Source organism: Mesorhizobium sp. M7A.F.Ca.AU.002.02.1.1, assembly GCF_003998535.1.
GTDB classification, from domain to species: Bacteria; Pseudomonadota; Alphaproteobacteria; order Rhizobiales; family Rhizobiaceae; genus Mesorhizobium; species Mesorhizobium ciceri.
Genome location: NZ_RZPB01000347.1, coordinates 1 through 6,252 on the forward strand (window position 1 = coordinate 1; position 6,252 = coordinate 6,252).

5 protein-coding genes are annotated in these 6,252 nt (G+C 64.7%); 2 read left to right on the forward strand and 3 right to left on the reverse strand.

Annotated features, from left to right (window positions below; genetic code table 11):
- Positions 1-358: DMT family transporter (locus EN879_RS20490; RefSeq protein WP_164774482.1), on the forward strand; the 358-nt coding region annotated here is incomplete at its 5' end.
- Between the two features lie 83 nt (positions 359-441).
- On the opposite strand, the gene EN879_RS20495 is transcribed toward EN879_RS20490, so the two are convergent.
- From EN879_RS20495 to EN879_RS20505, 3 genes are all read right to left on the reverse strand, one after another.
- Positions 442-591, reverse strand: a complete 150-nt coding sequence (locus EN879_RS20495; protein WP_086081318.1) for a hypothetical protein — start codon at positions 589-591, stop codon at positions 442-444.
- Positions 592-1,234: 643 nt separating this feature from the next.
- Positions 1,235-1,582, reverse strand: coding sequence for a DUF2934 domain-containing protein (locus EN879_RS20500; protein ID WP_027160800.1), 348 nt, complete (start codon positions 1,580-1,582; stop codon positions 1,235-1,237).
- Positions 1,583-1,679: 97 nt separating this feature from the next.
- On the reverse strand, positions 1,680-2,288 hold the full coding sequence (locus EN879_RS20505; protein ID WP_063168611.1) for a BA14K family protein: 609 nt from the start codon (positions 2,286-2,288) through the stop codon (positions 1,680-1,682).
- A 249-nt stretch (positions 2,289-2,537) separates the two neighbouring features.
- Between EN879_RS20505 and EN879_RS20510 the strand changes: the two genes are divergently transcribed.
- Positions 2,538-6,252, forward strand: a 3,715-nt coding sequence (locus EN879_RS20510; RefSeq protein WP_127274210.1) for a Pls/PosA family non-ribosomal peptide synthetase, incomplete at its 3' end; no start/stop codon positions are given.

The following is a 6,252-nucleotide window of genomic DNA, read 5'->3' on the forward strand; positions in this document are numbered from 1 at the left end:
CCTGCCGATGGTCGTGCTGCTGCTCGGCGCCGGTGCGCTGGTCGCCTTGCCTTTCCATGCGTGGGAATTGTTCAACGACGAACGCTCCGCCATGAACGTCCACAGCCTTCTCGCGCTCGCCTATCTGGCAGGTCCCGGCGGCGCCCTGATGTACTACCTCTACAACAAAAGCGTGCAAACGCTGGGTGCTAGCCGGGCAAGCATGCTGCTCTACCTGCAGACGGTGTTCGTGGCCGTGCTCGCCTATCTGCTGCTCGGCGAGGGCTTGCACGATTACGACCTGGTCGGTGCGGCCTTCATCGTCGCCGGCATCGTGCTCGCTACCGTAGTCAGGCCAGCTCAACCACGCGTGGCGTAGACATCTTGCGGGTGACGGCTGTATTCAGCGCCGGCCGCATTGGCGTTTGGTGAGTCACCATTGCGACAGCCAGAGGCCCCCTCTCAATGCCGCTTGAAATACTGCACCTCCTTCTCGTGCTTCTCCGCCGCCTCGCGCGTATCGAACGTTCCGAGGTTGCGCCGCTTGCCGGTCTTGTCGTCCTTCTTGCGCGAATACAGCCGGTATTTGCCGTCCTTGAGTTTTCGGATCATCTCGCTCTCCCTGGCTAGGATTGGCCCTGATCAAGGTTTCCGCTTACCGGGCGGCGGCCTGCCGACCAGCGCCTGCGTCTTGTCGCCATGCTCATTCCCCGGTTGTGTCAGGGATCAACGCCGTTCCAATCCAAATGATCCACCCGTTCGAAGGCAGCACTCTACGGCGCCCCCCCTCTGGCCTGCCGGCCATCTCCCCCACAAGTGGGGAGATTGGCAGCTTTGGCGTCGGCGCTTTCTGGCAACGTCGAAATTCGGCGAGCGCCGGCCAAAACGCAAAAACCCGCCTGGGCGGCGGGTCACTGGCGCAAATCAGCACCATAGGCAGAAATGTAGCATAGCTGCCCTCACCCCGTCAAGAAAAAATTCCTATCCCATCGACAAGCTCCCTGTCCGGACACATGCATCCCGGCCACGAAGGCTAGCGGCGCAATTGCGGCGGCAGCCGACATTCCAACGCAGTAAATTCAGATCCAACTTGACGGAACATTAGCCAAAGCTAATTGTTAGTGGATGCGGCAGGTGGTGCCCTCCATCGCCTGCCGAAGATCGGCCCTCCGATCGGCCCGCGTCCTCCGCCAGAGGCGCGGGCTTTTCGTGCCGATCAGCCGTCGCAGCCTAGCCGGCATTTTTCGTCCTCCGACTATTTCGCCAGTCCCTCATCGGGGTTTCGCCGCCCTTTGGCCTTGAGGCTGCGCGCGGCTTGCTCGACCGCGGCGCGGTCGTTGCCCAAGCGGTCGAGCAGTTCCTGTGCCTCGTCGCCGGAGATGCCGGTGCGCACCGCCAGCGCCTCGACCTCCAGCACGTCGGAGCTGGCGATCTCGCCGGTTTCAGGCAGCGCGTCGCCCGCCGTCAGCGGCAGGGCTCCCTCGCGGTCGATCTCGGCCTCGGCCTGGTGCCAGTGCCGCTCGGGGTCGCCCTGCATGCGGCCTTCCCGTTCCCAGATCTGGTAGGCGCGCTCACGAATTCTGTCGTCCCGGTCGTCGCTCATGGTCAGTCCTCCTTCGGGTCAGGGTTGAACGTCGCGCCAATGCGGACGCTCCGGAAAATCCGCGCGATCGGATCGCCATGCCGGCGGTGCGCGGGGGCTACTGGCATTGCCGTCTCGGGCCACCGGAGTATGGCTGGTAGCTGTTGTCTTCCGGGCGATAGGAGCGGTAGCGGCTGAAGCAGGAATCGACATGGTCGGCCGAAAGCGCTTCGCCGTCATCATCGGCAAGGTAGACGCCAAGGCCAGCGCCGTTTTCCCCGCCGTCGCCGGCAGCCGGCTGGCCGGCCTGACCGGCGGCTTCGAGATAGGGCGAGATGCAGGGGCGCAGCTGCCCGCTGTAGGAGAGATAACTGTTGTCGTCCGGATGGTAGGAGCGATAGCGGCTGGCGCACCAGGCGAGATGCGGACGCGGCAGGTCGGTTGCCTTGGGCGCGATGGCGCCGGTGACCGTCGGGTCGGGCGGCGTTTCCGGCGGTTTGGCGGGGATGTCGGGCGGCGCCGGCTGGGCGGCCGGCAGGCGTTCGAGGCCCTGCCCGGCTTTGTTCACCGGCCGCGCCTTCTTGGTCCACAGCTCCGCCACGCTGACGGTGGCCGTTGCCTGGCGCGGCGGCTTTGCGGCAAGCAGCCAGGCGGCGAAGCCCAGTCCGCTGCCGAAGACCGCAAGGGTCAGCACGAAGCCGCAGACCAGTCCCAAAACCGCTTTCACGACACGCTCCTTCAGTCCCTGCTCATAGAATGCGGGGCCTCAAGGCTGGTTCCAGAAAAACGCTGGCGCGCGCGCCGGCGTTGCCGCCGGGCGCAGCCGCCAAGGGAGGCTCAAAACCCCGCCCAGACACAGTTCAGAAACAATATTCAACAGTTCGGAAAAACTGCCGAAAAGATCGGATGGCATAAGCATCCCACAACAACTGGAAAAATGGCCGTGCCGGGCAATGCCCGGCCTGGACGGGAAAGTATGGAAATGGATCACGGTGTCGATGTCGCCGAACTGGACGCGGAACGATCGGGGCTGGAAAGCGGCCCGGCAGGTGTCGATGCGCTGGTAAGAACGGCTCCCGCGACAGCCAGGCGCGGGCAAATCCTGACGGGCGCCGACTTTGCCCGCCAAGGCTTGCCCGGCGAGCGGCTCGACACCGTCTTCGAACAGCTTGCCGAGATGTTCGCAGCGCTGCCGGCGGTGATCTCCGACGGGCGTGTCTGGACCTATCGGGAGCTGGACAGGCGGGCCAACCAGTTCGCCCGCCTGCTGATCAAGCGCGGCGTGAAGCCGGGCGACCGCATCGGGCTCATCCTCGACCGCTCGGCGGAGACCTATGTCGCGCTGCTCGCCGTGATGAAGGCGGGCGCTGCCTTCGTGCCGCTGGCGACCGCCTTTCCCGAGGAGCGGATGGCGCTCATCATCGAAGACGCCGGCGTCAGCCTGATCGTCACCATCGCCGCCTATGCGTCGCGCGCCGGCCAGCTGCCGGTCCCGCATCTGCTGATCGACAGCACTGCTGCCGAAATCTCCAGACAATCCAACGCGCCGCTGCAGCCGCATGCGAAGGCCGCTTCAGCGGACGACACCTGCTACATCCTCTACACGTCGGGCACCACCGGCAAGCCCAAGGGCGTGGTCATCAAGCACCAGAGTTTCGTCAATTTCATCCGCGTCGCCGCCGCCTCCTACGGCTACCGGCCGGGCGACCGCGTCTACCAGGGCATGACGATCGCCTTCGACTTTTCCTCCGAAGAGATCTGGGTGCCGTTCGTCGCCGGCGCGACGGTGGTGCCCGCTCCTGGCCAGATGCCGCTGGTGGGCGAGGAACTCGCCGATTTCCTGCGGCTCCATGACATCACCTGCATCGCCTGCAGCCCGACGCTGCTGTCGTCGATGACATCGGATGTGCCCAGCCTGCGCACGCTGCTGGTGGGCGGCGAGGCCTGTCCGCACAATCTGGTGGTGCGCTGGTCGAAGCCGGGGCGGCAGATCCTGAACACCTACGGCCCGACCGAGGCGACCGTCACCGCCACCATGGGCGCGCTGACGCCGGACAGTCCCGTCACCATCGGCGCGCCGCTGCCGACCTACTCGATCGTCATCCTCGACGCATCGCTGCCGCAGCTTGCCGAGCCCGGCGAACTGGGCGAGATCGGCATTGCCGGCATCGGGCTCGCGGTCGGCTATCTCAACCGGCCCGACCTGACCGAACAGAAATTCATCGCCGATTTCGTCGGCCTGCCGAACAACCCGTCCAAGCGCATCTACCGCACCGGCGACCTTGGCCGCATCAACGACCAAAGCGAGATCGAGTATAACGGCCGCATCGACACCCAGGTGAAGATCCGCGGCTACCGCATCGAGCTCGGCGAGATCGAGGCGGTGCTGCTCGACCAGCCCGAGATCGCTCAAGCCGCCGTCACCACCTGGGAGATCGAGCCCGGCCGCGTCGAACTCGTCGCCTATTTCGCAGCGAAGGCCGGCCAGACGGCGATCTCGCGCGCGGACCTCGCCAGGACGATGAAGCGGCGGCTGCCGGACTACATGGTGCCCTCCTATCTCGAGGAGCTGCCGGCGATCCCGATGACGGTTTCCAACAAGGTGGATTTGCGCCAGCTGCCGAAGCCGACAAGCGTGCGGCTTTCGGGCGATCGCGCCATGGTCGCGCCCGCCAATGACGACGAGCGTTTCCTGGCCGACGCGCTGGCCGCGGTGCTGAAGTTCGACGAAGTGTCCGTCGAGGACAATTTCTTCGACGATCTCGGCGCCAACTCGCTGCTGATGGCGCATTTCTGCGCCCGTGTGCGCACCAGGAAGGAATGGGCGACGGCGTCCATGCGCGACATCTACCTCCACCCGACCGTGGCGCGGCTGGCGCTGCATCTGGGCGTAGCGGACGAGATGACGACGGCCACCAACGAGCCCGTCCTCACGCGGCGGGCCTCCAATCTTGCCTATTGGACCTGCGGCGCCGCACAGCTGATGTTCTACGGGCTCTACAGCTATGGCGCCCTGTGGGCGATCAATGGTGGTCTCAACTGGATGTACGACGCGCTCGACGATCCGCTGCAGCTCTACATCAGGTGCGTGGCGCTTTCGGCCGCCGTGTTCTTCGGCATGTCGGGTTTTGCCGTCCTCGCCAAATGGGTGCTGGTCGGCCGCTGGAAGGCGGAAGCGTTTCCCATCTGGGGCGTGCGTTACTTCCGCTTCTGGGTGGTCAAGACGTTGATCCGCACCGCGCCCGTCGTGCTGTTCCGCGGCAGCCCGCTCTACAGCATCTACCTGCAGCTTCTCGGCACCAGGCTCGGCAAGAACGCCGTCATCGAATCGAAATCCGTGCCCGTCTGCACGGATCTCATCTCGATCGGCGCCAACACCATCCTGCGCAAGGAATCGATGATCCTCGGCTTCCGGGCGCAGGCCGGCTATATCCACACCGGGCCGCTGACCATCGGCCGCGATGCCTTTGTCGGCGTCGGTTCGACGCTCGACATCGACACCAGGATCGGCGACGGCGCCCAGCTCGGCCATTCGTCCTCGCTGCACCGCGGCCAAAGCATCCCCGACGGCGAACGCTGGCATGGCTCGCCGGCCGTGCCGACCACGGCCGACTATTGCAAGGTGCGCAATGTCGATCCGTCCAACATCCGGCGCTTCCTGTTCGAAGCGGTTCAGCTGATCGGCCTGTTTGCCATCGTCACTCCCTTGCCGCTCCTGTTCCACAGCTATTGGGAAAATGTCGGCGACGACTACCAGGAAACCATCGGCGTCGTCGCGATCGGCACCACGGTGACGCTGTTCGGCTACATGGCCGCATCCTTCCTGGCGGCGACGCTGGTGCCGCGCCTGGTCAGCCTGCTGTTGAAGCCAGGCCGCACCTACACGCTGTACGGCTTCCGCTACTGGCTGCAGACCGTCGCTGAATTCTCCAGCAATTCCCGCGTGCTCGGCCTGCTGGCCGGCGACAGCTCGGCCATCGTGCACTACATGCGAGCGATCGGCTGGAATCTCAACAAGGTGGTGCAGACCGGCTCCAATTTCGGCTCCAACCAGCAGCACGAAAACCCGCTTCTGTGCGAGATCGGCACCGAGACCATGGTGTCGGACGGGCTGTTCATGATCAACATGCACAAATCCGCCGCCGCCTTCAGGCTCGAGCCGACGAGGATCGGCGAGCGCAATTATCTCGGCAACAACATCTACTATCCGCCGGACGGCCGCACCGGCGACAACGTCCTGCTCGGCACCAAGGTGATGATCCCCATCGACGGGCCGCTGCGCGAGAATGTCGGGCTCTTGGGTTCGCCTGCCTTTGAAATCCCGCGCATGGTGAACCGCGACAAGGAACTCATCGCCGGCATCGACGAGGACGACCGGCGCCGGCGCATCCCATTGAAGAACCGCCACAATCTGGTGACGATCCTGCTGTTCGTGGCAACGCAATGGGTCATGCTGTTCGCCACGCTGGCGATCTGGGACCGGGCGCTGAACTACTACACCGAATGGGCTGAAGTCGCACTGTTCGTCGCCGTGCTGCTGACCTCGGCGATCACCATTCCGTTCTACATCTTCGTGGAACGGGCAAGTCTTGGTTTCGGCAGGCTGAAGCCGCAGATGACGACGATCTATGACGTCGCGTTCTGGCGTCATGAACGCCACTGGAAGCTGGCGGATTCGCCGATCGTGCGGC

Coding starts and splice junctions, on each gene's coding strand:
- EN879_RS20495 (WP_086081318.1), bottom strand. CDS start 591: ATGATCCGAAAACTCAAGGACGGCAAATACCGGCTGTATTCGCGCAAG.
- EN879_RS20500 (WP_027160800.1), bottom strand. CDS start 1,582: ATGAGCGACGACCGGGACGACAGAATTCGTGAGCGCGCCTACCAGATC.